This is a genomic window from Streptomyces sp. NPDC059788, from assembly GCF_042732265.1.
GTDB lineage: Bacteria > Actinomycetota > Actinomycetes > Streptomycetales > Streptomycetaceae > Streptomyces.
Genome location: NZ_JBHWHY010000010.1, coordinates 14,984 through 39,913, shown reverse-complemented (window position 1 = coordinate 39,913; position 24,930 = coordinate 14,984). Strand labels below are relative to the sequence as shown.

Below are 24,930 nucleotides of genomic sequence, written 5' to 3'. Positions count from 1 at the left end.
GTGCGCGAGGGGGGTTCCGGCCGGTCAGCCGAGCACTTCGTCGGCCGTCTCCCGGAACCGTTCGGCGACCTCGGCGATCTCGTCCGTGCCGCTGAAGACGTTCACTCCGAAGTCGGCGCCCAGGTAGGTGTCGGACAGCCCGACGGTCAGCGCCAGCGAACGGCCCAGCACGTCGTCGGTACGGGGCAGGGCGCCCGCCCGCCAGCCGTCCCGCCGCCAGATCTCGGCGGGCACGCGGAAGGGGCAGGAGGAGCCGTCCGGGGCGGCCAGCGCGGGCAGTTCGGGCAGCCCGCCGTAGTAGTGCTTGGGGGAGTGCAGCAGCGTCTTGGTGCCGAGGCGCTTGGCGACGGCTTCCGCGTCGGCCCGCTCGTCGAAGACGTACACGAGGACGGACGCGCAGTCCCCGGCCGCGTCGTGCAGGGGGCGGCGCATCATCCCGTCCCGTACGGGGATCTGCTCCAGCAGTTCGTCCCGCAGCCCCCGGGTGCGGGCCAGCACGGCGTCCAGGCGGTCGAGCTGGGCGCGCGCCACGGCCGCCGTCAGCTCCGTCATCCGCAGGTTGAGGCCCCACAGCCGGTCGCCGGGGCCCTCCTCGCGGCGGTACGGGAACCAGCCGTGGTCGTGGAAGCCGTACGCCCGCTGGAAGACCCGCTCGTCGGAGGTGAGCAGGAAGCCGCCGTCCCCACCGGTGATGATCTTGAACATATTGAGGGAGAAGGCCCCGGCCTGCCCGAACGTGCCCAGCGCCTGTCCCTGGTACGTACCGCCGCACGCCTGCGCGGCGTCCTCCAGCATCAGCAGCCCGCACTCGTCGGCGATCCGCCGCAGGACGGACAGGTCGCAGGCCGCGCCGAGCATGTGCACCGGCATCAGCGCCTTCGTGCGCCGCGTGACCCGCTGCCGTACGTCGTAGGGGTCCAGGGTGAGCGAGGCGTCCACCTCGGCGAGCACCGGGGTGGCGCCGCTGTAGACGATGGCGGCGATGCACGCGCCGTACATGTAGGCGGGCACGATGACCTCGTCGCCCGGCCCGATGTCGAGCGCCGCGAGGGCCGTCAGCAGCGCGGATGTACCGCTGTTGACGGACAGGCAGTACGGGCTGCCCATCCGGTGCGCCGCCGCCTGCTCGAACTTCCGGGTCTGGGTCAGGTCGCCCAGTGGATAGGAGTGCGCGGCTGTCGTCCGCGACCAGACGTCCAGCACCTGCTCGACGTTGTCGCGCTCCTCGTCACCGAAGAAGGCATATCCGGGTCCGGGCATGGGGGACTCCTAGAAGAAGGGCATGTATGGGACGGCCGGTGGACTTGCGTCCATCACGAGCCGACGAAGTCGTACGGGAGCCGTACGGGCCCAGGGCAGGCCGGCAGGGATCACCGGCCGACCGGCGGGTCTCAGAAAGCTGTTGGACAGAAAGGTGCCGGGTCGTGGCGGAAGGCTGCGGAGGCGGCGCGCAGCGCCCCGGCCCGCAGTTCCGCGACCCGGCCCGCGTGCGCGAGCTGGACCAGCGAGCCGCCGCCGAGCAGTACCGCGCCGATTTCGCGGGCGCTCAGGGCGAGGTCGGCCGCCGCGCCCGTCCGCGTGCACTCGGCGCCGCCGTCCGCGGCGGTCAGCCGCCAACGCCCGGCATTCCACGGGCACATGGCGTCGCGGACCTCCAGCACCACGTCGAGCGGCGCGCTGTACGTACGGGCCGTGAGGGCCCGGTCGAGGTCCACGGCACGGGCGTAGAGCTGGTCGCGCACGGTCGGCGCGGCGCTGCGCGGGTCGTCGAGCAGCGCCAGCAGAGGGTCGTCGACCGGGCGGGTCGTAGCGCTGACGGTTCCTGCCAGGTCAGTGTCCAGCAGTGACCGCCACACGAAGGCGTACGCGGCCGGGTCGCGGCCGAACACCTCGCGTACGGACAGGGCGTAGCGCGGCCGGGACCGCTCCCAGTGGGGGCGCAGCCGGTACAGCGCGTACCCCCGTGGCTCGCCGTCGGGTCCCGACACCACCATGCACAGCAGCCGGCCCGCCCCGTGCCGGCGCTCCGGCTCGTCCTCGACGGCGCGGCGCTGCCAGGCGGCGTCCCTGTGCAGCAGGCCGGGGCGCTGGTGCAGGCAGGCGCGGTAGACGTCCGCGACGGCGGCGCGGGCGTCCTCGGGCGAGCCGACGTCCAGCGTCAGCCCGGAGGTGTCCACCTCCCCCGTGAACGCCCGCGCCTCGGGCGGCACGGACAACTCCACGACCTGGGAGGCCGGTCCGAAGCCGAAGCGCCCGTAGATGCCCGGCTCGGTCGAGTGCAGGACCGCGACCGGCTCGCCGCGCTCCTCGTGCAGCGCGGTGAGCGCCCGACGCACCAGCTCCCGCATCAGCCCGCGGCGGCGGTGCGGCGGCGCGACCGCGACGTATCCGATGCCGGCCACCGGCGCCGGGCCGCCGGGCAGCGTCATCTCCAGCGCGTATCCGGCGAGGGTGGCGCACGGGCGTCCGCCGTAACACGCGACGAGCGAGCGCTTGGGTTCGAAGACCGCGCCGACCACGGCGCTGTGGGCCGGGGAGTGCGGGTGGCCGCCGTAGGCGAGGTCGAGCACCGCACCGAACTCCGCCCACTCCCCGGCGGCGCGGAACGCGTACTCCGCTTCCCCGCCGCCACCTCGCCCCGTGGGCGCCGCCGCCCGGGAAATCATCCCGGCCACCGCGCCGGCACCCGTCCCCGTACCGGCCCTCGCACCCGTCCTCGGCTCCTTCGGCGCTGACACATCCCTCTCCAAAGCGCGTGATCGGCCTCGTGCCCGGGAAAAGGCGCGGCGAGCGCGACGCGGAAACGTCGTCGGCGTTCGACGCAGAGGCCGTATCGGCTGCTCCGGTGCGGTTCGGCCGCGTAACCGGAGAGATCCTTATCGCGAGGCCCGGATCGCGAATTCCTCATGCGTCATCGTGCGCGGGGCCGCCGGAAATGGCTGTGTCCTAGATTTGTGAGGCTTCGGGAGGCTGTCAACCCTCCCGAAAAAGAATCTTGAACTCCCGTCCCCGGTGCCCGCCCGAGCCCGCCGCCGGCCCCCGGCCCGATGCCCCGGCAGGCCCCGCGCGGACCCGTGGCCCGCCCCGGCTACGCTCGCCCCGCGCCCCGGTCAACCCTCCATTTTGGCCACCGGCCCGGCCTCCGGCACGCACTCCCCACATCAGGCCAACTCTGTCGAACGGCCTTGCTAATGGCGTACTGACGGGCACAAACTGTCGTGCCGCCGATCAGTGGATCGCCGGTCCGCATTCCGACGAGGACGCGACAGGAGCAAGCAATGCAGAACGGCAAGTTCCTTTCCGGCAGGACCGCCCCCGGCGAAGGCTGGCAGAACTATCCGGACCGCAATGGCGACGGCGTTTACATCGACGTCGACACCAGCGCGGGCGGATTCACCGACACCCCCGCCTATATCGCCGCCCTCACCGGCGACGACCGTATGTGGATGACCACGGGAGGAAACACGGTTTACAAAGCCACCCCCACCGGCTTCCGCATCTACGTCCGCCGTGTCGACCGTCAGCCCATCGACCCGGAATACGCCGCCAAGAACGGCTGGCACATCGCCTGGATCGCCGCCGAGGCCTGAGCACGAGCAGTTCCCCGGGATACACCCCCGCCGGTCTTCGCGGAAACCCTGTGGAGACCGGCGTCGCAGGCCCCCGAGGAGCGCCCCCGGCGGCGTACCCCCGAGAAGCGTCCCCTCCGTCGGCGTACTCCGGGACCGTGCACACAGGGTGATCAGCCCACTGCGGCCTCCTCGGCCGCGGCAGCGCGCCGCGCGGGCCGCCGCTCCGGACCGCCGGGCTGCGCGAGATGGGCCACGACGCTCGCGTAGAAGCGGTCCACCGCGTCGTCGACGCTGCGGATGAAGCCGGACTCGGCGTTGCCCCGGGTGCTGCCCATGCCCTTGAACAGGGAGAGCCGGAACCCCGCGATGGCCACCCCGTCCTTGGGCAGCAGGTCCCCCGGCTCCGGGCGCAGCCGCTCCAGCGTGCCGCGCGGGCCCCGGTTGCCTTCCACCAGCGTCTCGACGTGCAGGTCCGCCGGTGCCTCGGCGAGCTGCCGGACCAGGCGCTTGGCCCAGCTGAGCGGATACCCCTGCTCGGGCGCCGGCACCTCGATGGACGTACGCAGCTTCCCCGTCCGCAGATCCGCGGTGATGGCGAGGATGCCGGGCGTGGTGTCGATGCGCAGCTCCGCGGTCAGGCGGCCCTCCTCGCAGAGCCGGTCGGCGAGCGCGGCGCGGCGGCTGGCCTGGTCGGTGCCGCGCCTGGCGCGCTGGACGGGCAGCACCTTCTGGCCCAGTTCACCGCCGAGCCGCAGGCAGACCTGGCGGATCAGCCGTTCCCAGCTCTCCACGACGGCCACGGCGCGCTCGTCGCCCTGGCAGAGCGTGTCGGTGTCGATGCCGTTGCGCACCGGAACCCACGCCGGGCCCATGTTCTGGAAGCCGTGGCAGCCGGAGTTCTCGTGCTGGAGGTAGTGCAGCAGCTCCTGGAGCAGCCAGGCGTGCGCCGCGTTGCCGACGCCCTCGTGGCGGATCAGCAGCTGCGCCTGGTGCGCCACCTCGGCCCAGGACAGGTGCCACAGCGCCACCTTGTGCTTGCGGCGCCCGTCGGTCTTCACCTGGACCAGCGGACTGCCCTCCAGGGCCACGTCGTTGGAGAGCGTGATCACCGCCTCGTAGCCGCGCCGGGCGGCGATGTCCATGTAGTCCTGCACCTGCTCGGACTTCAGGGTGTTGCCGTTGGTCTTCGTCTCGACCAGGGCGGTCCACAGCTTGCCCGCCCGCTCCACCCGGATCACGCCGTCCGGGCGCCGGGGCGTGTCCCCGTTCGGGAGCGTGACCTCGGTGAAGGTCTGCATCCGGCCGGCCGGGGCGCCGAAGGCCGCGGTGAGCCGCCGCCCGAACTCCGGGACCTGCGCCATCACCGCCAGCAGCACCGACGTCGCGCGCATCTCGCGCTCGCGGTCGCTCTTGAGGGTGGGCGCCGGGAAGAGCCGGGCCTGGCGCCAGGAGTCGTTCTCGGCGAGGGACTTCTTCGCCACCTTGGGCAGGGTGACCTTCTTCTTCGCCGTACGGGGGCCCCGGGGGCGCCGACCGGCCTCCGGCGCCGGTTCCGTGCGCTGCGCGGGGACGGCCGCCGGTGCTCCGGTGGCCGGTGCCCCGGCCACCGCCGCGGGGATCACCACCGGACCGGCGTCCACCGGCGTCCGCGTCCCGGCCTCGTCCGCCCCGGCCGGCTGCGGCTCCGCCTCGTCCGCGGGCGCCGGCCCCTCCGAGGGCACCGGCTCTTCCTCCTCGTCGACGGATATCCCGAAGTCCGTGGCCAGACCCGCGAGCCCCGTCTCGTAACCCTGCCCGACCGCGCGGAACTTCCACTCCCCGGACCGCCGGTACAGCTCACCGAAGATGAACGCGCTCTCCTCGCCGGCGTCCCCGATGGAGAACCCCAGCAGCGTCTCGCCCGTACGGTCGGCGACCGTCACCCGCAGGTCGTCCAGCTGCCCGAAGCGGGCCGCGCCGTACTGGCTGGCCGCCACCACCAGGCGCTCGACCTCGGCCGGCACGGCGGTCAGATCGATGCTGACGCGGTCCTCGCTGCCGTTGGCCGTCGGCGTCTTGCCGAGTAACTGCACGCTGCCGTCGGCGGCGGCCGGGTTGTTGTAGAAGAAGAAGTCGGCGTCGCCGCGCACCTTGCCGTCGGCACCCAGCAGCAGTACGGAGACGTCCGCGTCGCCGTCCCCCGACGCGCTGCTCCAACTCAGGCTCACCATCAGTGAGCCGGTGTCCTCGCTCAGGGCGGCGAGTCCGACGTTGCCGCCCTTGACCATCTCGTGCATGGAGCCCCCACAAATGCCGCCGCATCCAGGGGTACACCCGGCAGGCTGCTACGTGGTGACCTGCGATGCAGCACAACTCAGTGTGTACGTCGCGAACCTTAGACCCGTATCGGGTGTTTCGGGAGCCGCCGGGAGCCGCCGATCTCCGGATCTTCCGGACGCCGGACAACCTGCGGATGTCGGCCCCCGCGTTTCGGATGTCCGGCCCCGCGCCGCCGCCGGAACGCGCCGCCCCGACGCGCGCTGTCCCGATAGGCGCCACCCTCATAAGCGCCGCCCCGATAAGCGCCGGTCCGATACGGCCCGCGGAAATCCCCGTGCGGCCCGCCGGGCCGCCGGTTAGCCTCGGACCCATGTCGACACCCCGCATTTCCTAGCTCAGGACACCGCTTCCACGCCACCCGTGTGTCCTTGAGCTGTTCCGGAGTGTCAAATCATGATTACCGTTCGTGGTGCCGACGTGCGCGTCGGCGCCCGTCTTCTGCTTTCCCGCGTCTCCTTCCACATCGCCCCCGGTGACCGTGTCGGCCTGGTCGGCCGCAACGGGGCCGGAAAGACGACGCTGCTCGACACCCTGGCGGGGCGGCTGCGGCCCGCCGCCGGGGACATCGTCCGTACGGGGAGTCTCGGCCATCTGCCGCAGGACTCCCGGGCGGCCGATCCGGCCGTCACCGTCACCGACCGGATTCTTTCCGCGCGCGGGCTGGACCAGTCCGTGCGGGACCTGCACCGGGCCTCGGAGAGGCTGGCCGAGGCCGTGGGGCCGGGCGCGCAGGACAAGGCGATGGCCGCGTACGCGCGGACCGAGGACGCCTTCCAGTCGCGTGGCGGATACGCGGCGGAGGCGGAGGCCGCGCGGGTCGCCGCCGGAGTGGGACTGCCGGACCGGGTCATGCGGCTGCCCGTAGGCGGGCTGTCCGGCGGGCAGCGGCGCCGCGTGGAACTGGCCCGCATCCTGTTCGCCGGACACGGCACGCTGCTGCTGGACGAGCCGACCAACCACCTCGACGCGGACTCGGCCGACTGGCTGCGCGGCTTCCTGGCCGCCCACCGCGGCGGGCTGGTGGTGATCAGCCACGACGCCGGGCTGCTCGCCGACACCGTCAACCGGGTCTTCCACCTCGACCCGGCACGGGCCGCCCTCGACGTGCACAACACCGGCTGGCACGCCTACCTCGACCAGCGGGCGGCCGACGACCGCCGCCGGGCGCGGGAGCGCGCCAACGCCGAACGCAAGGCGGCGGCGCTGCACACCCAGGCCGACCGGATGCGCGCGAACGTCGCCACGGCCGTCTCCGCGAAGAACATGGCCCGCCGCGCGGACCGGATGCTCGCCGGACTGGAGCCGGCACGCCGTGTCGAGAAGACCGCGCGCATCCGCCTGCCCGAACCTGCGCCGTGCGGACGGGTTCCGCTGGGAGCGGTCGGCCTGGCCAAGGCGTACGGGGAACACCAGGTGCTCGACGGCGTGGACCTGGCCGTCGACCGGGGAAGCCGGCTGGTCGTCCTGGGCCTCAACGGAGCCGGGAAGACGACGCTGCTGCGGCTGCTGGCCGGGCGGGAGGCCCCGGACGCGGGCCGCGTCGTGGCCGGGCACGGGCTGCGGCTGGGCTACTTCGCGCAGGAGCACGACACGCTCGACGCGTCCCGTACGGTCCGGGAGAACCTGGCCGCCGCCGCGCCGCACCTGAGCGACGGCGAGGCCCGGCACGTCCTCGGCTCGTTCCTGTTCTCCGGGGACGACGCGGACAAGCCGGTACGGGTGCTCTCCGGCGGCGAGAAGACCCGGCTGGCGCTGGCCGGCCTGGTCCACTCGCGCGCCAACGTGCTGCTTCTGGACGAGCCGACCAACAACCTCGACCCGGCCTCCCGCGACGAGGTGCTGGCCGCGGTCGGCACCTACCCCGGCGCGATCGTGATGGTCAGCCACGACCCGGGCGCCGTCGAGGCCCTCCGGCCGGACCGGGTGCTGGTGCTCCCGGACGGGACGGAGGACCTGTGGGGGCGGCAGTACGCGGAGCTGGTGGACCTGGCGTGAGGGGGGCGGGCGCGGCCGTCGCGCCCGCGCCGTCAGCCGGGCTTGCGGGCCTCGACGAGGAACCGGGTGGAGTGGGCCACGAACGGCCCCGCCGCCCGGATTTCCGCGTCCAGTTCACGGAGCCGGTCGCGGTACCGGTCCACCGTGAAGCCCGGGACCATCCAGATCACCTTGCGCAGGAAGTAGACCACCGCGCCGATGTCACGGAACTCCGTACGGAGCGACTCGGCACGCAGGCCGACGATTTCCAGGCCCGCGGCCTCGGCGTCCCGGCTCTCGTCGTCGGGGTGGCGCCTGCGCCGTACCTCCTCGGGCTGCGGGCCGAGGAAGAACTCGACCAGCTCGAAGACGCTGGCCGGGCCGACGTGCTGGGCGAAGTACGTGCCGCCGGGCCGCAGGACGCGGGCGATCTCCGTCCACCACACGGTCGCCGGGTGGCGGCTGGTGACGAGGTCGAAGGCGCCGTCGGCGAAGGGCAGCGGCGGCTCGTCCGGGTCGGCGACGACGACCGCGCCGAGCGGGTGCAGCAGCGCGGTCGCCTTCGCGACGTTCGGCGGCCAGGACTCGGTGGCGGCCATGACGGGCGGCAACGGCCCGGCGCCCGCCAGGACTTCGCCGCCGCCGGTCTGGATGTCCAGCGCGGCGCCGGCCCGCGCCAGCCGCTCGCCCAGGCGGCGCTGGTAACCCCAGGAGGGGCGCTGCTCGGTGGCCCGGCCGTCCAGCCAGGAGAAGTCCCAGCCTTCGACGGAGACGGACTCCGCCTCGGCCACCAGGTCGTCGAAGGTGCGTGTGGTCATGGGGGGGATGGTCTCAGGCGGGCGGGAAGGTTTGCCACCTATTAGGTTGGTTTGTGAAGTGAGAGAGGGGTGCCCCGGGGCGCCTGGGGTTCCCAAGGTCCCGGGGGTGGACGGGGTCAGGCGAGGGAGTCCAGGGCGGCCAGGATGTCCGCCGGTTCGGCGCGCTTGACGTAGTCGGGGTCGGCGAAGGACCAGCGGACCGTACCCGCGCGGTCGATGACGAAGGTGGCGGGGATCGGCAGGGTGCGGGGGTGCCCGCCGTTCACGCGCTGCATCTCGAAGCCGAAGGAGTCGTAGACGGCGGCCAGGTCCTCGGGCAGGTCGAAGGCGATGCCGTACCGCCCGGCGACCGTGGAGCCCACGTCGCTGAGCACGTCGAAGGCCAGGCCGTGCTTCTCGGCGAGGGTCAGGGACTCGTCGGGGACCTGCGGCGACACGGCCACCAGGCGGGCGCCGCGGGCGGTGATGGCGTCGTGGCGCTCCTGGAGGGCCCGGAGCGCGAGGTTGCAGAACGGGCACCAGGCGCCGCGGTAGAAGGTGAGCACGACCGGGCCTTCGGCCAGGAGGGCGCTCAGGGTCACCTTGCGGCCGTCCGCGGCGGGCAGGGTGAAGTCGGGGGCCTGGGCGCCGGGCCCGGGTGCCGCGCCGGCCTGTCCGGACTCGGCCAGTTCGCGTCCGGCGCGTTCCATGACCGCCCGTGCGGCGGCCGGGAGCTGCGGATAGCCGGAGGCGTAGAAGGCGTGCAACTCGGCGTTGAGGCTCATGGGCTGGTCCACCTGATCTGAGAGGCGTGCGGGCGTTCACGGGACGTGGGACGGAGGCCGGTACGGAACCCGGGCGGAACTTGGAACGGTCGTTACAAGTTAAGGCGGCGCGGGCGCCGCTGCCAAGGGGTGGACGGCGTTATCTTGGAACAGCTGATTCAAGAAAGCGCGAGAGCGTGCGAGGAGAGGCGGCGGGCCCGCGAGGATGCCGGACATCAAGCACTTCGACCCGGACGCGGCACTGGAGGCCGTGGTCCGGCTGTTCTGGGAGCGGGGCGTCGCCGCGACCGGCATCCAGGACGTGGTCGACCGCACCGGCGTCAGCCGCTCCAGCCTGTACGCCACCTTCGGCGGCAAACACGACCTCTACCTCGCCGCGCTGCGCCGGTACGTCGACCAGTGGTCCCGGCCCGCCTTCGCGCGGCTGGCACAGGACACCCGAGGCCTGCCCGCCGTCACCGGGTTCTTCACCGAGCTGATCCGCCTGCGCTGCCGGGGCCGGTACGCCCGCTGGGGCTGCCTGGTCGCCAACGCGCACACCGGGCCGTCCAGCGCCGAACCCGGCGTGCGCCGGCTTCTCGAAGAGCATCACGAGATGCTGGCTGGCGCGCTGCGCTCGGTGCTCCGCACCGCCGCCGCGCGCGGGCAGCTCGCCCCGGGCGTGGACCCGGACACCGGGGCCGAACTGCTGGCCCTGCTCGCGTACGGGGTCAACCTGCGGTCCCGCACGGGGGCCGATCCCGAGGTGCTGGAGGCGACCGTGGCGGCGGCGCTCACTCCGTACGCGAAGTAGCGCCCCGTACGTCCGGCTCCTCGCGGACGGGCGGCCGGATGAGCAGGAGCATCGCGTCGTCGCGCACCGAGGCGCCGCGGTGGCGGGCGAGGTCGTCCTCCAGGGTGTCGAGCACGGCCTCCGGTTCGAGCACGGACAGCGCCGTCACCCGCTCGGCGAGAGGGAAGAACTCCCCCTGCCGGTTGCGGCACTCGGCCACCCCGTCCGTGCACAGCACCAGCCAGTCGCCCGCCCGCGGCCGTAACACCGCGGTCGGGCACCGGTCGCCGGCCAGCCGCAGCAGACCGAGCGGCGGTGCCGGTTCCAGGCCGGCCAGCCAGGTGGCGCGGCCGCGGCGCACGAGCAGCGGCGGCGGGTGCCCGCAGCTGAGCACCTCCATCCGGCCGTCGTCGCCGACGTTCAGGAGCAGGGCGGTCACGAAGCCGTCGCTGCGGTGGACGCGGGTCACGGCGGTGTCCAGGCGCAGCGCGATGCCCGCCAGGCTCGCCTCGTGGTGGGCCAGTTCGCGCCAGATGTGCAGGGTCTCAGCCGCCGCCGAGACGACGTCCAGGCCCTTGCCGGAGACGTCGCCGATCAGGAGCCGTACGCCGAAGCGGGTGCGCTCCGCCCCGCAGATGTCGCCGCCGACCGTGGCGCCGGGTGTCGCGGCGAGATACCGCGCGTCCAGCCGCACCCCGCCGACGGACTCGGGCGGCCGGGGCAGCACCGCCGCCTGCGTCACCCGGGCCAGCCGGCCGAGGTCGTCGAGCCGGGTGGCCTGGTGGCGCTGCCGGGACACGGCCCGGCCGGTCAGCGCGGTGGCGGCGAGCACCCCGGCCGACGCGGCCAGCACCAGGTGCGGGGGCTGCCCCCAGCCGAGGGCCGGTACGCCCGCGAGCGCGGCGGCGCCCGCCGCGAGGACCTGCGGCGCACCGGCCCGGCCGAGCGCGGGGAGGGCGGCGGTCGCGGGCAGCAGGTAGAGGAAGGCGAGGGGCGAGCCGAGCAGGCGGCCGAGGACGACGCAGAGCGCCACGACGCCGAGAGGAAACGTTCCTCGCAGTGGCCGGGAGAAGCGGTCGAGGGGGACTGCGGCCGGGACGCGGCGCGGGGTGTCCGTCCCGGCCAGGGGAAGCTGCGGCATCGGGAAACCTGCCCGCCTGGCGACACGTCGAGCCCAATAGCGTAACCAGGGCGCGACGCAGCGTGAGCCGTAATGGACGAAAGAATCCGGCGGGTGGCGGACACGGAGACGGTTGCGCGGCTTGCGACGCCTACGGAACGGGCCCGCGCGCCGTGCCGAAACGCCGTCGGTAGTCGGTCGGCGTCGTGCCCAGATGGCGGGCGAAAGCCCGGCGCAGCGTCTCGTCGCTGCCGAAACCGCTGTGGTGGGCCGCCGCGGTGACGCTGAGCCCGTCCAGGACGAGGCGCTGGGCGTGGTCGACGCGCACCCGCTCCACCCAGCGCGCGGGCGTGGTGTGCAGCTCGCTGCGGAAGAGCCGGGTGAGGTGCCGGGTGCTGACGGAGGCCGACGCGGCCATGGCGGACAGGCTGTGGTCGGCGGCCGGATCGGCGAGCACCGCCGCGGTGAGGGTGCGCAGCAGGCCGTTGCGGGCCGGCGGGGTGGCCAGGGCCGTGGAGAACTGGGACTGGCCGCCCGGCCGCTGCATGAAGACGACCAGTTCGCGGGCGACCCGCCGGGCCAGGTCACTGCCGTGGTCGTCCTCGACGAGGGCGAGCGCGAGGTCGATGCCCGCGCTGATGCCCGCGGAGGTGAAGTACCGGCCGTCGCGGATGTGCAGCGCGTCCGGTTCGACGCGTACGAGGGGGAAGCCCCGGGCGAGCGTTTGGGCGTGCCGCCAGTGCGTGGTCGCGCGGCGCCCCTCCAGCAGACCGAGCGCGGCCAGGACGAAGGCGCCGCTGCAGACCGAGGCGACCCGCGCCGCCCGCCCGGCCAGCACCGACGCCGCCGACAGCAGCTCGGCGCCGCCGCCGGGCGGCGCCTCGGCGAGCCGGTCGCCCCCGGCGATCACGACCGTGTCGACGGGGCCGACGTCGGCCGCGGCCACGGTCGCGCCCAGCGCCATGCCCGAGGACGTCGTCACGGTGCCGCCGCGGGCGGAGGCGAGCACCGGCTCGTACGGGCAGCCGAACTGCGCCGCCTGGTGGAACACCTTGACGGGACCGCTGACATCGAGCGTCCGGACACCGTCGAAGACGAGGAAGGCGACGCGGAGCGTCATCCGCCGGCTCCCTTCGGGCGGTGCGATCGTCGTCGGAGCGGCCCCGGCCGCTGCCGTGGCGGCCGCCGTGATGTCCGAATCCGCGGCTGGAGGGCTGAGAGGGACATGCCGTCAGTGTGCACCCGCCCGCGGGAGCGCTCGGGGGCGCGGGAGGCCCGTGTCCGGATCTGTGGCCCACCTGTCCGTACGGACCTGGCATCACCCGCCGCACCGGACGACAGTGGAAACCGTCGCCCGACCGCCCGACCGCCCGACCGCCCGACCGCCCGACCGCCCGACGGACCAAGAGACCAAGGAGGACGTCATGAGCGAAGACATCGCCGGCGTACGCATCCCGGACAGCGCCCTGACGAGGGAGGCCACGCAGCTGGTACGCGACACCGCGCCGCCGCTGCTGTTCGACCACTCCCGCCGGGTGTTCCTGTTCGGGGCGCTGCGCGGACGGGAGCAGAAGCTGGACTTCGACCCGGAACTTCTCTACGTGGGCGCGATGTTCCACGACCTCGGGCTGACCGAACGGTTCCGCCGTACGGACCAGCGCTTCGAGATCGACGGCGCCGACGAGGCCCGTGCCTTCCTGCACCGGCACGGCATCACCGGCGAACCGGCCGACCGGGTCTGGACGGCGATCGCCCTGCACACCACGCCGGAGATCCCGCTGCACATGGCCCCCGAGGTGGCCCTGGTCACCCGGGGCGTGGAACTGGACGTGCTGGGCATCGGCTACCACGCCGTCTCCGACGAGCAGCGTGCCGCCGTGGTCGCGGCGCACCCGCGTCCGGACTTCAAGAACCGGATTCTGGCCGCCTTCACCGACGGCATCAAGGACCGGCCCGCGACCACCTTCGGCAACGTCAAGGCGGATGTCCTCGCCCACTTCGTCCCGGGCTTCGAGCGCGGCGACTTCGTCGAGGTGATCAAGGGCTCCGACTGGCCGGAGTGATGGCGGAGGGCGAGGCGTACGGGACGCCGTAACACTCCTAAGTACGGGCGGCCGTGACGTCCCGTCACCCGTGGTCGAGCGACCACGCCAGACAGCGTCGCAGCAGCTCCCGCTCCTCGCCGAGCTCCACCAGCCACTGCCTGCCGTACGCCCGGGTGCCGCGCGGCATGCGGAAGGGCGGGCCGGGCGCCGGGTACGTCGGCGACGCGGCCGTGCGGACCGGCTCCGGGCCCGGCTCCGGCTCCGGCCCCGGCAACCCCTCCCGCTCCGGGCCCGGCATCCCCTCCCGTTCCCGCTCCCGCAGGATCAGGGCGTGGCGCTCCAGCCCCGCGAAGGCGGCAGCCAGAGCCCCGGGCGGCAGCCGCTCGTCCCCGCACACCACGCCCGCGTCGTGCGCCGTGAAGACGGACGGGAAGACGCTGCACCGGGCCCACAGCAGCCGTTCCAAGGGCGTGCACAGCCGCAGGCTCCAGCGCAGCGAACCGCGCAGGGTGCGCAGGCGCTCGGGGAGGCCGGGGACGGGGGCGGGCAGATCGAGGACGTACTCCGGGCGGGACAGACCGGCCAGCAGGTCCGCCGCGGCCTGCCGGACCAGCCGCGCCGCCACCGTCCGTACGGCGAGCGGCAGTCCGTCCAGCAGACGGCAGATCTCGCGGGCCGGCCCCGGGCCGATGTCCTCGGCGCCGAACTGCCGTGCCTCCGCCCGGAACAGGGTGGTGGCCGCGTCGAGCGTCAGCGGGCGCAGCGGGAACGCGCCGTCCGGCGCGCCCGGCGCGACGCGGCTGGTGGCCAGGACGTGCGCGCCGGGGCACTCGGCCACCAGCCGCGCGAAGACCTCGGCGCAGGCGTCGGCGAGCCGCTCGCAGGTGTCCACGACCAGCAGCACCGGCCGGGTGCCGACCGTCCGGGCCAGGGCGTCGAGCTGCGGGCGGGCGGGGTCGCCGTCGAGCCGCAGGGCGCGCGCGAGATGGTGCGGCAGCAGGCCGGGGTCGTCCAGTGCGGCCAGGTCGCCGAAGCCCACCGCCGCCCACCGGCCCGCCGCCGCCATGCGGTACGCGACCTCGGCGGCCAGGGCGCTCTTGCCCATCCCGCCCGGACCGGTCACCGTCACCAGGCGCTGGGCCCGCAGCCGTGTTTCGAGTGCGGCGGCCGCGGCGTCTCGGCCGACCGGCGCGGCCGGCCGGTGTATCCGGGGCTTGTGCATGGGCCCGTGCCTCCGCGGTGGGGGCCCGCGCACGTCGGTGCGCGGGGACCGCCAGCCTGGAACGGCCGGTACCGTCCGGGCATCGGTAGCCGTACGGAATCGGTATACCTAGGTGCGGTGCGCGCCTGCTCGGGAAGCACGCCCCGCGCGCCGGTGCCGGTCCGCGCGCGCCCCTGCGTACGCCCTGGAGCCGGGGCGCACCCCGGCATCGCCGTGCGTCCCGGCTCCGGCGCGTACCCCGGCCCTCAGCCGCTCTCCGGCGCCCCGTCCCCGGTCAGCAGCGCCGTGACCTGGGTCCGTGAGGAGTAGCCCAGCTTGCCGAGAATGTGCTCGACATGGGCGTCGACGGTGCGCTTGGAGATGACGAGGCGCTCGGCGATCTCGCGGTTCGACAGCCCGGTGGCCACCAGCCCCGCCACCTCCCGCTCGCGCCGGGTCAGGGTGCCGGGGACGAGGGCGGCGCGGGCCGTGAGGGCCCGGTGGCGGGCCGGTCCGGGCGGGTCCGGCTCGTCCTCGGCGGCGTACCGTACGGCGCCGGCGAGCGGGAGCGCCGCGCCCTCCGCGCACAGCGCGGCGAACCGCCGGGCCCCCAGCGCCGTGCGCGTCCGCTGCTCGTACCGCTCGTGCAGGGCCTGCAACTGCGCGTTGCCGACCATCGGATGCGGCCCGACGCGCCGCCACAGCGTGGCGGTCACACCGAACAGCCGGGCCGCCCGCCGGGCCCGCCCCTCGTCGGCCGCGAGCCAGGCGAGCAGTTCCGCCGCGGCCGCCACGCCGAGCACGTCCTCCAGGCAGCCCTTGAGGCGTACGGCGCGGCGCAGCGCGTGCGCGGCCTCGGTCGGCGCGCCGAGCAGCATGTGCGCGAAGCCGCACGTGGACAGCTGGGAGCCCTGGACGTAGCACTCCTCGCTGCCCGTGCCGAGCAGTTCGAGGGTGGTGTGCGCGGTGGCGAGCGCCGCCGCGGGCTGTCCGGCGAGGAGGTGGGCGAAGCTCAGGTGCAGGGCGGCGATCCGTACGCCCACCCGGTCCCCGGCCGTGCGCATCAGCGCGCCCGCGGCCCGGACGTGGGCCGGGCCCTGCTCCGGGCCGCCGTGGTGGAACCGCGCGGCGGAGGCGGCGAGCGCGGCCCACGCGGAGGCGCGCGCGTCCCCCAGGCGGCCGGCGGTGTCGACCGCCTCCGCCGCGAGGACCGAGGCACCGGCCCGGTCACCCTGGTTCCCGGTGAACATCGAGCACCAGGCGAGTGTCATGACCCGTTCCTGTGACGGTTCCGGGCGCTCCCGCAGGGCCTTGGCCATCCAGGTGGTGGCCTCGGCGGGCTGTCCGGCGCACAGCCAGTAGGTCCACATGACGGCGGTCAGGTCCAGCAGAACGCCGTCGGCCAGGGCGTATTCGAGTGCGGCGTGCAGGTTCTGGCGGTCCGCGGCCAGGGCGCGGTAGCGGGTGAGCTGGTCCGGTGCGGCGAAGTCGGCCGCGAACGCCGCCAGTTGTCCGTGGAAGTGGGCGATGTGGCGGCGACGGACCGGCTCGGCCCCGCCGTCCGCGCGCAGCCGCTCGGCGCCGTACTCCCGCAGGTGGACGGGCAGTCGGTAGCGGTCACCCCGCTCGTCCGGACGCAGGACGACCGATTTCTCGGTGAGCCCGGCCAGATGGTCCAGGACGGTGTGCGCGGGCAGCTCCGCGTCCGTGGTCACCGCCTCGACGGCGGCCAGGCCGAAGGGCCCGGCGAAGACGGACAGCCGCGCCCACAGCAGCCGTTCGGCGGGCGTGCACAGCTCGTGGCTCCAGTCCACCGACGCGCGCAGCGTCCGGTGCCGCGACGGGAACGCCGGACGGCCGAGGCCGAGCAGCGCCAAGGTGCCGCCGGACAGCGCCGGGAGCCGGTCGAGCGGCAGGGCCCGCAGCCGTACGGCCGCCAGTTCGATGGCGAGCGGCAGGCCGTCCAGGCGGTGGCAGAGCGCGGCGGCCTGCGCGCGGTTGTCGTCGGTCAGGGCGAAGCCGGGCGCGACGGCGGCGGCCCGCTGGACGAGCAGGGCCAGTGCGTCGCTGTCGCCCGTGCCGCCGGGCACGGGGAGGGGCAGCGGCGGTACGGGCAGGACGTGCTCGCCGGGCGCGTCGAGCGCCTGCCTGCTGGTGGCCAGCACCGTCAGGCCCGGGGCCCGGGGCAGCAGCAGGCCGGTCAGGGCGGCGCAGGCGTCGAGCAGGTGCTCGCAGGTGTCCAGGACCAGCAGCAGTTCGCGTTCGGCCAGGTACGCGGTCAGCGCATCCACCGGCGAAACCGTGGACCGTACGGGCAGTCCGAGCGCGCGGGAGACGGTGTGCGGCAGCCGGCCCGGGTCGCGCAGGCCGGACAGGTCGACGAGGCGGGCGCCGTACGCGTGGTTGCCGGCGGCCCGCGCCGCGGCCCGCAGCGCCAGGCGGGTCTTGCCCACGCCGCCGGGGCCCAGCAGCGTGACGAGTCGAGCCCGGCCCAACAAGCGCTCAGCGGTGTCCAGTTCGGCCGATCGGCCGACGAAGCCCGTCACTTCGGCGGGCAGCGCCCCGCCACGCGGCCCGGCGGAGCCGAACGCCATGAGCATCACCGTCCATGCGAGGAGGCCCAAGGTAGTGGCGCTCGCGCGCCGGGCGCGGCGGGGCGGCCGTGAGGACGGGATCAGGCGGAAGGTGACGTGAAGCGACCGGACGGCCGGCGGAATCCGTCGTGTTGCGACCGGTTGGGGCCGGGGCGGGCCGGGTGCCGCGCAGGGCGGGCGGTGCGCTACGAGGGGCCGCTCGACGCCCGTACCCGCAGCGACCAGTCGTGGTGGCGGACGGTCCGGGGCGCGGCGCGGCCGGCCAGGATGTCGCAGAGCAGGGCGGCGCAGGCGCGCCCGTACGCGTCCGGGCGCAGGTCGATCGCCGTCACGGGCGGCGTGCAGGCGCGCAGGGCCGCGCCGTCCACACAGGAGGCGACGAGCAGATCCCGGCCGGCCGTACGGCCGAGTGCGGCGGCGGCGCCCAGCACGCCGGCGGCGGCGCCGTCGGGCGCGCAGACCACCGCGTCGACGGCGGGTTCGGCCGTCAGCAGACCGGTGACGGTCTGCGCCGCCTCGTCGGGCGTGGCGGCGAACGGCACGGTCCGTACGGCGACCTCGCACCCGTGCGCACGGCCCCAGGCACCCGCGGTCTCGCGCAGCGCGGTGGCCCACGCCGAGGAGCCGGCGGGCGCGAGCAGGGCCGGGCGGCGGGCGCCGGACTCGCGCAGGTGGTCCAGCAGCGCGGTCAGCGAGGCGGCGTTGTCGCAGACCACCGCACCGGAAGGGGATGGCGCCGGGCCGGGGTAGCGCTCGCCGGTGACGACGGGCAGACCCGCTTCGAACAGGCCGGACACGGCGGAGTCGGCGGCATCGGGGTCGATCACGAGCAGGCCGTCCACCCGTGAGGCGAGCCGCCCGGCGGACCCGCCGTCCGGGGCCAGCAGCACCATGTCCAGACCGTCCTCCTGGGCGCGCGTCACCGCCCCGAAGGCGAGCGTCATGTAGTAGTCCAGCCGGGTCGCGGTGCGCGGCAGGTGCAGGCCGATCGCGCCGGCGCCGGCCCGGCGCAGGCGCTGGGCGGCGCTGTTGGGCCGGTAGCCCAGCCGGTCGGCGGTGGCGCGGACCCGGCGGCGGGTGTCCTCCGCCACCCGGCCGGAGCCCTGGAGCGCGTCGGAGACGGTGCTCTTGGAGACCCCGGCGGCCCGCGCGACGTCGAGCAGGGTCACGGTGCGGCGGCTGGTCACGGGGCGCAAGTCTAGACGTACGGGGGAGGGCGCCCACCGGTGCGGACGGGGTGCCTTCGCCGGTGCCCCCGCCGGTGCGGACGCGGTGCCTTCACCGGTGCGGGCGTGATGCCTTCGCCGTGCCTCTGCCGGTGCTCCCACCGGCGCCCCGCGCCTTCGGCGGCACCGGCCCGTAGCCACCCCGGAGCCGCTTCCACCCCTTGCCGGAACGTTCCGGCAGTCGTACATTGCCTCGTGCCGGAACGTTCCGGCAATCCCTGAAACGCGTCCGCCTCACCTCATCCCCACCCCCCCGCACCTCCCCCGGGAGCCCCCATGCGTGTGATCACGGCCCTCACCCCGCCCGCCTCGCCCAGCCGCACCCGCCCGGCGGAGCGCGCCCCGCTGCGCGTCGCCCTCGTCCAGCAGCGCTGGCACCGCGACCCCGCCGAACACCGCGCCGCCCTCAACGAAGGCATCCGGCTGGCCGCGGCGGAAGGCGCCCGCGTCGTCTGCCTCCAGGAGCTGACCCTCTCCCCGTACTTCGCGGTGGTCCGCAAGGCCGACCACCCCGAGCCCGCCGAGCCGGAGGAGCTGCGCACCGGCCCCACCGTCACCTTCGCCGCCGAGGCCGCCCGCGAGTACGGCGTACACGTGCACGCGTCCCTGTACGAGCGGGCGGACCCCGCCCCCGGCCCCGACGGCGCGGTGACCCCCGACGGCCTCGGCTACAACACCGCCGTCCTGGTCGCCCCCGACGGCACCCTCGCCGCCCGTACGCGCAAGACGCACATCCCCGTGTCAGAGGGCTACTACGAGGACCACTGGTTCCGCCCCGGCCCGGCCGCCCCCGACGCCTTTCCCACGTACGCCGTCGAGAACGCCACCTTCGGCCTGCCCACCTGCTGGGACCAGTGGTTCCCGGAACTCGCCCGCGCCTACTCGCTGGCCGGCGCGGACGTCCTCGTCTACCCGACCGCCATCGGCTCCGAGCCCGGCCACCCCGGCTTCGACACCCGGCCGCTGTGGCAGAAGGTGATCACCGGCAACGCCGTCGCCAACGCCACCTTCATGGTCGTCCCGAACCGCATCGGCACCGAGGGTCCGCTCACCTTCTACGGCTCTTCCTTCATCGTCGACCCCTACGGCCGGGTCCTGGCCCAGGCCCCCCGCGACGAACCCGCCGTCCTGGTGGCCGACCTCGACCTGGACGCCCGCCGCGACTGGCTGGAGCTCTTCCCGTTCCTCACCACGCGCCGCCCGGACGCGTACGGACCGCTGACGGCGACGGACTGACGGCGTACGGCGGCGGGCGGGGACGGCCCACACCGGGGAACGCCCGCCCGCGTCACCTCCCGACTACTCCCCGAGCAGCCCCGGCAGCGCGGCCAGCGTCCGCGGCAGCTGGTCGGCAGCCAGGCCGCCGCCCTGGGCCAGTTCGGGGGAGCCGCCGCCGCGGCCGTTGAGCGCGCGCTTGACCAGGTCGGAAGCCGAGGCGCCCGCTTCCTTGGCGGACTTGTTCAGGGCGACCACCAGGGCCGCCTTGCCGTCCGTGGCCGAGCCCACGGCCACCGCGGCGGGCTGTCCGGCGGGCAGCCGGTCCCGTACGGCCATGGCCAGTGCGCGGGCCTCGTCGGCGCCGCCGTCCGCGGTGGCGGTGACCACCCGGAAGCCGCCGGCCTGCACGGCGGAGTCGGCGAGCCCCGCAGCGCGCGCCACGGTGGCCTGCTGCCGGAGCCGCTGGTTCTCCCGGTCGCTCGCCTTCAGGCGCTCCAGCAGCCCGGCCACCCGCTCGGACAGTTCCGCGCGCGGCGCCTGGATCTGTTCGGCGATCTGGGCGACGAGGTCGCGTTCGCGGGCGAGGTAGCCGAAGCCCTCGATGCCGACGGACGCCTCCAGGCGGCGCATCCCGGCGCCGACGGAGGACTCGGCGGTCAGGGCGACGACCCCGACCTGGGAGGCGTGCGACACGTGCGTACCGCCGCACAGTTCGCGCGACCAGGCACCGCCGATCTCGACGACCCGCACCTTCTCGCCGTACGTCTCGTCGAACAGCGCGAGCGCGCCCAGCTCCTTGGCCTCCGGGAGCGTCATCCACTTCACGCCCACCGGCAGGTCGCGGCGGAGCGCCCGGTTGGCGGCCTCCTCGACCTCGCTGCGGGTGGCGGCGGACAGGCCGCCGCGCCACGGGAAGTCCAGGCGCAGGTAGCCGGGCCGGTTGTACGAGCCGGACTGGAGGGCCGTCGGGCCGAGGATCTCGCGCAGCGCGGCGTGCAGCACGTGCGTACCGGAGTGGGCCTGGCGGGCGCCGAGCCGCCACTCGGGGTCGACGGCCGCGTGCAGGGCGTCGCCCAGGGCGAGTTCGCCCGCGGTGACGCGTACCTGGTGGGCGACCAGGCCGGGCAGCGGCCGCTGCACGTCCAGGACCTCGGCCTCCACCGAAGTGCCGGACAGCCGGCCGGCGTCGCTGTCCTGGCCGCCGGACTCGGCGTAGAAGGGGGTGCGGTCGAGGACGACGGTGACGATGTCGCCCTCGCGGGCCACCGGTACGGGCCCCTGGGCGCCGAGGACGGCCAGTACCTCGGCGTCCGTCTCCAGCGTGTCCCAGGCACGCCAGTCGGTCGGCCCGTGCTCGTCCAGGACCGTACGCAGCGCCGAGGTGTCCACCGCGCCACCGGACTTGCGGGCGCGGGCGTCGGCGCGGGCCCGCTCGCGCTGCTCGCGCATCAGCGCCGCGAAGCCCTCGCGGTCCACCTCGACGCCCTGCTCGGCGGCCATCTCCAGGGTGAGGTCGATGGGGAAGCCGTAGGTGTCGTGGAGGAGGAACGCCTGCTTGCCGGGGAGCGAACGGCTGCCTTCCTGCTTGACCTTGGCCACGGCGGTGTCCAGCACGGTGGTGCCCTGGCGAAGCGTCGCGCGGAAGGCGTCCTCCTCGCCGGCGGCCTGGCCGGCGATCCGGTCGTAGGCCTCGGCGACCTCCGGGTAGCTGGGCGCCATGCAGTCGCGGGCGACCGGCAGCAGCTCGGGCAGCGCCCGGTCCTCGTAGCCGAGCTGGCGCATCGAGCGGACGGCGCGGCGCAGGATGCGGCGGAGCACGTAGCCGCGGCCCTCGTTGCCGGGGGTGGTGCCGTCGGCGAGCAGCATCAGGGCGGTACGGACGTGGTCGGCGACCACCCGCAGCCGTACGTCGTTCTGCTCGTCATCGCCGTAGCGGACCCCGGCGAGCGCGGCGGCGCGGTCCAGGACCGGGCGGGTCTCGTCGATCTCGTAGAGGTTGTCGACGCCCTGGAGGAGGGTGGCCATCCGCTCCAGGCCCATGCCGGTGTCGATGTTCTGGCGGGGGAGTTCCCCGAGGATCGGGTAGCCGGACTTGCCGGTGCCCTCGCCGCGCTCGTACTGCATGAAGACGAGGTTCCAGAACTCCATGTACCGGTCCTCGTCGACCTCCGGGCCGCCCGCCCGGCCGAACTTGGGTCCCCGGTCGTAGTACAGCTCCGAGCAGGGCCCGCACGGCCCCGGCACGCCCATCGACCAGAAGTTGTCCTCGTCGCCGCGCGAGACGATCCGCTCCTCGGGCAGCGCGGAGATCTCCCGCCACAGGGTGCGTGCCTCGTCGTCCGAGTGGTGCACGGTGACCCAGATGCGGTCCGGGTCCAGGCCGTATCCGCCGTCGGCGACGGGCTTCGTGGACAGCTCCCAGGCGAAGCGGATGGCGTCTTCCTTGAAGTAGTCGCCGAGGGAGAAGTTGCCGTTCATCTGGAAGAACGAGCCGTGCCGGGTGGTCTTGCCGACCTCTTCGATGTCCAGGGTCCGCACGCACTTCTGCACGCTGGTCGCGCGCGGCCAGGGCGCCGCCACCTCACCGGTCAGGTACGGCTTGAAGGGCACCATGCCGGCGTTGACGAACAGCAGCGTCGGGTCCGGCGTCGGCAGCGGCGCGCTGGGGACGACGGTGTGGCCGCGCTCGGCGAAGAAGTCGAGGAAGCGGCGGCGGATCTCGGCGGTACGCAAAGGAGGCTCCGGGCGGTCGGGGGAGGCGGAAGGGGCGGTCGCGGTCGGTCCGTCGGGCGGCGGTCGCCCGGCCGTCAGGCGGCCGTCGCCGCTGCGGCCCGCGCCGCCCTGGCGACCGGGTGCAGGGCCGCGTACTCCAGCGGCGCCGACGGGTCGATCGAGAGGTCCAGCGGCGCCGGCTCGGCGCCCGCCCGGACGAGCAGGTCACCGACGGCGGCGATCATCGCGCCGTTGTCCGTGCACAGCCGCAGCGGCGGTACGCGCAACGTGATGCCCGCCGCCTGGCAGCGCTCCTCGGCCAGGGACCGTACGCGCGAGTTGGCGGCGACGCCGCCCACCACCACCAGGGTGCCCACACCGTGCTCCTTGCAGGCCGCGACGGCCTTGCGGGTCAGCACGTCGGCGACCGCCTCCTGGAGGGAGGCCGCGCCGTCCGCGACGGGCAGTTCGCCGCCGGAGTGCCGTTCGGCCCAGCGCGCGGCGGCCGTCTTCAGGCCGGAGAAGGAGAAGCCGTACGGATCGTCACGCGGCCCGGTCAGCGGGCGCGGGAACGCGACGGCCTTCGGGTCGCCCTCGCGCGCGGCCCGGTCGATCGCGGGGCCGCCCGGGTACGGCAGGCCGAAGACCCGCGCGACCTTGTCGAAGCACTCCCCGGCGGCGTCGTCGAGGGTGTCGCCGAGGTGCACGATCGGGTCGCGCGCCAGGTCCCGTACCAGGAGGAGGGACGTGTGCCCGCCGGAGACGATCAGCACCATGCAGGGGTCGGGCAGCGGGCCGTGCTCCAGGGTGTCGGCGGCGACGTGCCCGGCGAGGTGGTGCACCCCGTACAGCGGCACGCCCAGCCCGTACGCCAGACCCTTGGCGCCGGCCAGGCCGACCTGGAGGGCGCCCGACAGGCCGGGGCCGGTGGTCACGGCCACCGCGCCGATGTCGGACATGGTCAGGCCCGCGTCGTCGAGGGCGCGGCGGACCACCGGCGTCAGGGAGTGCACGTGCGCGCGGGCCGCGATCTCCGGTACGACGCCGCCGTAGCGCGCGTGCTCGTCCATGCTGGACGCCACCGCGTGCCCGAGCAGCTTCCCGTCCCGGACCAGGCCTGCCCCGGTCTCGTCGCAGGAGGACTCGATCCCCAGCACCACTGGAGAGCCTGGAGATGCCACGGCACCGCTCCTTCGTCACCGGTCTCGTTATTGCAACCCATGTGCAACACCACGTCTCGAACCAGGATACGGCGGTACGTACGGGGCCGGGTGAGGATTATGGGGGGCCGCCCTGGCCGGGGGCGGAGAGCGGCCCGGTACCGACGGCCCCGGCGGTCATGAGACCGAGGGGTGCGGCCCTGGCGGTCTTGAGGCCGAGGGGTACGGCCCTGGCGGTCTTGAGACCGAGGGGTACGGCCCTGACGGTCGTGGCCCCGACGGTCACGCCCCCCGGGGGACACGGCCCCGACGGTCACGCCCCCGGAGGACACGCCCCCGCGGAAACCGCCTCCCCGCCGAGTTCCCCCGTGACCCGGACGTTCCACCGCCCGTCCCGCCCGCTCAGCACGGTCAGGGCCAGCGGCGGTACGTCCACCCGCCAGAAGGACGAGGGCGGAGCCCCCAGGGCGCACACCACGGACGCACGTACGACGTCCGGCTCCACTACGGCCACGACCCGGCCGCCCTCCGCCGCGAGGCCCGCCAGCCAGTCCGTCACCCGGCCGAGCAGCCGTGTGAGCGTTTCGCCGCCGTGCGGCGCGCTGTCCGGGCCGGACAGCCAGGCCGTGACTGCCGCGGGTTCGGCGGCCAGCACCTCGTCCAGCGTCCGGCCCTGCCAGCGGCCCATCGCGCACCCCGCCGCGCCCGCGTCCGGGACCGCCCGCAGACCGAGTGCCTCCGCCGTCTCCCGGCAGCGCGCGGAAGGGGAGGTCAGGGCCCGGTCGGCGGGCAGCGCGGCGGCAGTGGCGCGTACGGCGCGGGCGCGGCGCAGCCCGCCGGGCGTCAGCGGCTCGTCGGCCGGGAAGCGCACCGCGCGCAGGGCGTCGTCGAAGGCCGGTGAGACCAACATCACCCGAGTTGTCATGCGCACCTCTCCCGACCAGGGAAACCTGAGGGCGCACAAGGCAACCAGCGGGGCGCTCGCCCGCCGCCGTGCGCCTTTCCGGTGGCCCGGGGGCTCTTGGCCCGGCCTCCGCCACGCGGTACGTTCCCGATGATTATTGACGATGACATGACGGAAGCCGGTGGAATTCCGGCGCGGTCGCGCCACTGTGAGCCCGGACCGGTCCCGTACGGGGCCACCGGACGAGCCAGACCCGTCCTGTCGTCCCGACTCCCCGACCGGGACGCGAGTTCCCCAGGAGGTTCTGTCATGGCCCAGTCCGTCGCACCGCCGACCACCGGCCCCGCCGCACCCGCCACCCTCCCCGTCAGGACGGTCCTGCCGTGGGCGGTCTTCGGCGGCATCCTCATGCTCGTCCTGCTCTACTTCGTCGGCGCCGAACAGGGCGCCACCGCACTGCTCTCCGGCACCGACGTGCACGAGTGGGTCCACGACGGACGCCACCTGCTCGGCTTCCCCTGCCACTGACCG

19 protein-coding genes and 1 riboswitch are annotated in these 24,930 nt (G+C 74.6%); of the genes, 6 read left to right on the top strand and 13 right to left on the bottom strand.

From position 1 onward, the window contains the following. Positions 1 to 24: 24 nt before the first annotated feature. Both ACFV57_RS11120 and ACFV57_RS11115 read right to left on the bottom strand, forming a co-directional pair. The gene (locus ACFV57_RS11120; RefSeq protein ID WP_385228663.1) at positions 25 to 1,260 is read right to left on the bottom strand and encodes a DegT/DnrJ/EryC1/StrS family aminotransferase; all 1,236 of its coding nucleotides are present in this window, start codon (positions 1,258 to 1,260) and stop codon (positions 25 to 27) included. A gap of 131 nt (positions 1,261 to 1,391) precedes the next feature. After that, entirely contained in the window at positions 1,392 to 2,666 is a 1,275-nt protein-coding gene (locus tag ACFV57_RS11115) for a GNAT family N-acetyltransferase (RefSeq protein WP_385228660.1), read from the bottom strand. Positions 2,667 to 3,278: 612 nt separating this feature from the next. On the opposite strand from ACFV57_RS11115, the gene ACFV57_RS11110 reads away from it, so the two are divergent. Continuing rightward, positions 3,279 to 3,590, top strand: a complete 312-nt coding sequence (locus ACFV57_RS11110) for a hypothetical protein (protein WP_385228658.1) — start codon at positions 3,279 to 3,281, stop codon at positions 3,588 to 3,590. A gap of 152 nt (positions 3,591 to 3,742) precedes the next feature. On the opposite strand, the gene ACFV57_RS11105 is transcribed toward ACFV57_RS11110, so the two are convergent. After that, a complete protein-coding gene (locus ACFV57_RS11105; RefSeq protein WP_385229050.1) occupies positions 3,743 to 5,839 on the bottom strand; it encodes a TerD family protein in 2,097 nt (698 codons plus the stop codon). A gap of 445 nt (positions 5,840 to 6,284) precedes the next feature. Between ACFV57_RS11105 and ACFV57_RS11100 the strand changes: the two genes are divergently transcribed. Beyond that, positions 6,285 to 7,886: an ABC-F family ATP-binding cassette domain-containing protein gene (locus tag ACFV57_RS11100; RefSeq protein WP_385228655.1), complete on the top strand. Its 1,602-nt coding sequence runs from the start codon at positions 6,285 to 6,287 to the stop codon at positions 7,884 to 7,886. A gap of 32 nt (positions 7,887 to 7,918) precedes the next feature. Here the strand turns inward: ACFV57_RS11100 and ACFV57_RS11095 are convergent, their stop codons facing one another. Beyond that, positions 7,919 to 8,683, bottom strand: coding sequence for a class I SAM-dependent methyltransferase (locus ACFV57_RS11095; RefSeq protein WP_385228652.1), 765 nt, complete (start codon positions 8,681 to 8,683; stop codon positions 7,919 to 7,921). A gap of 116 nt (positions 8,684 to 8,799) precedes the next feature. Continuing rightward, positions 8,800 to 9,447 (bottom strand): peroxiredoxin-like family protein, encoded by a 648-nt coding sequence (locus ACFV57_RS11090; protein WP_385228649.1) that lies wholly within the window; start codon positions 9,445 to 9,447, stop codon positions 8,800 to 8,802. Positions 9,448 to 9,652: 205 nt separating this feature from the next. Between ACFV57_RS11090 and ACFV57_RS11085 the strand changes: the two genes are divergently transcribed. Beyond that, on the top strand, positions 9,653 to 10,240 hold the full coding sequence (locus tag ACFV57_RS11085; protein WP_385228646.1) for a TetR/AcrR family transcriptional regulator: 588 nt from the start codon (positions 9,653 to 9,655) through the stop codon (positions 10,238 to 10,240). Here the strand turns inward: ACFV57_RS11085 and ACFV57_RS11080 are convergent. Beyond that, positions 10,221 to 11,360: a PP2C family protein-serine/threonine phosphatase gene (locus tag ACFV57_RS11080; RefSeq protein ID WP_385228643.1), complete on the bottom strand. Its 1,140-nt coding sequence runs from the start codon at positions 11,358 to 11,360 to the stop codon at positions 10,221 to 10,223. The genes ACFV57_RS11085 and ACFV57_RS11080 overlap by 20 nt on opposite strands. A 130-nt stretch (positions 11,361 to 11,490) precedes the next feature. Next, on the bottom strand, positions 11,491 to 12,459 hold the full coding sequence (locus ACFV57_RS11075) for a GlxA family transcriptional regulator (protein ID WP_385228640.1): 969 nt from the start codon (positions 12,457 to 12,459) through the stop codon (positions 11,491 to 11,493). A 304-nt stretch (positions 12,460 to 12,763) separates the two neighbouring features. Here ACFV57_RS11075 and ACFV57_RS11070 point away from each other — a divergent pair, with 304 nt between their 5' ends. Next, positions 12,764 to 13,402: an HD domain-containing protein gene (locus ACFV57_RS11070; protein WP_385228637.1), complete on the top strand. Its 639-nt coding sequence runs from the start codon at positions 12,764 to 12,766 to the stop codon at positions 13,400 to 13,402. Between the two features lie 64 nt (positions 13,403 to 13,466). Here ACFV57_RS11070 and ACFV57_RS11065 read toward each other — a convergent pair whose 3' ends face one another. The 3 genes from ACFV57_RS11065 to ACFV57_RS11055 form a co-directional block, all read right to left on the bottom strand. Then, positions 13,467 to 14,606, bottom strand: coding sequence for an ATP-binding protein (locus ACFV57_RS11065; RefSeq protein ID WP_385228635.1), 1,140 nt, complete (start codon positions 14,604 to 14,606; stop codon positions 13,467 to 13,469). A 245-nt stretch (positions 14,607 to 14,851) separates the two neighbouring features. Beyond that, complete coding sequence (locus ACFV57_RS11060) at positions 14,852 to 17,179, bottom strand: LuxR C-terminal-related transcriptional regulator (RefSeq protein ID WP_385228632.1); 2,328 nt, start codon at positions 17,177 to 17,179, stop codon at positions 14,852 to 14,854. A gap of 185 nt (positions 17,180 to 17,364) precedes the next feature. Next, positions 17,365 to 18,366: a LacI family DNA-binding transcriptional regulator gene (locus ACFV57_RS11055; RefSeq protein WP_385228630.1), complete on the bottom strand. Its 1,002-nt coding sequence runs from the start codon at positions 18,364 to 18,366 to the stop codon at positions 17,365 to 17,367. Positions 18,367 to 18,681: 315 nt separating this feature from the next. Between ACFV57_RS11055 and ACFV57_RS11050 the strand changes: the two genes are divergently transcribed. Beyond that, the gene (locus ACFV57_RS11050; RefSeq protein WP_385228628.1) at positions 18,682 to 19,641 is read left to right on the top strand and encodes a carbon-nitrogen hydrolase; all 960 of its coding nucleotides are present in this window, start codon (positions 18,682 to 18,684) and stop codon (positions 19,639 to 19,641) included. 63 nt (positions 19,642 to 19,704) lie between these two features. On the opposite strand, the gene alaS is transcribed toward ACFV57_RS11050, so the two are convergent. The 3 genes from alaS to ACFV57_RS11035 all read right to left on the bottom strand — a co-directional run bounded on the left by alaS (position 19,705) and on the right by ACFV57_RS11035 (position 24,405). Beyond that, entirely contained in the window at positions 19,705 to 22,356 is a 2,652-nt protein-coding gene (gene alaS / locus ACFV57_RS11045) for an alanine--tRNA ligase (RefSeq protein ID WP_385228626.1), read from the bottom strand. Positions 22,357 to 22,430: 74 nt separating this feature from the next. Continuing rightward, positions 22,431 to 23,495, bottom strand: a complete 1,065-nt coding sequence (gene tsaD, locus ACFV57_RS11040; protein WP_385229047.1) for a tRNA (adenosine(37)-N6)-threonylcarbamoyltransferase complex transferase subunit TsaD — start codon at positions 23,493 to 23,495, stop codon at positions 22,431 to 22,433. A 313-nt stretch (positions 23,496 to 23,808) separates the two neighbouring features. Continuing rightward, positions 23,809 to 24,405, bottom strand: a complete 597-nt coding sequence (locus tag ACFV57_RS11035; RefSeq protein WP_385228623.1) for a histidine phosphatase family protein — start codon at positions 24,403 to 24,405, stop codon at positions 23,809 to 23,811. A 125-nt stretch (positions 24,406 to 24,530) separates the two neighbouring features. Further along, positions 24,531 to 24,675: riboswitch (cobalamin riboswitch) on the top strand. A 33-nt stretch (positions 24,676 to 24,708) separates the two neighbouring features. Here ACFV57_RS11035 and ACFV57_RS11030 point away from each other — a divergent pair. Further along, the gene (locus ACFV57_RS11030) at positions 24,709 to 24,927 is read left to right on the top strand and encodes a CbtB domain-containing protein (protein ID WP_385228620.1); all 219 of its coding nucleotides are present in this window, start codon (positions 24,709 to 24,711) and stop codon (positions 24,925 to 24,927) included. Positions 24,928 to 24,930: the final 3 nt, after the last annotated feature.